Source organism: Bacillus cereus group sp. BfR-BA-01441 (genome assembly GCF_022663075.1).
GTDB classification, from domain to species: Bacteria; Bacillota; Bacilli; order Bacillales; family Bacillaceae_G; genus Bacillus_A; species Bacillus_A cereus.
In genome coordinates this window covers 1-212 of the sequence record NZ_JAKUEU010000459.1, presented here as the reverse complement: position 1 = coordinate 212, position 212 = coordinate 1, and the positions used below count along the sequence as shown (strand labels likewise).

The window sequence follows — 212 nt, the reverse complement described above, 5'->3', positions numbered from 1 at the left end:
TTCAGGATCTCTTTCACTCCCCTTCCGGGGTGCTTTTCACCTTTCCCTCACGGTACTGGTTCACTATCGATCACTAGGGAGTATTTAGCCTTGGGAGATGGGCCTCCCAGATTCCGACGGAATTTCACGTGTTCCGCCGTACTCAGGATACATTCAAGAGAGAACGAAGTTTCGACTACGGGGTTGTTACCCTCTACGACGGACCTTTCCAG

Annotated in this window: 1 rRNA gene; it reads right to left on the bottom strand. The window is 51.4% G+C overall.

Going from position 1 to position 212, the window contains the following annotated elements:
* Window positions 1–212: ribosomal RNA gene (locus tag MR107_RS31205) — 23S ribosomal RNA — on the bottom strand; the annotation flags it as partial.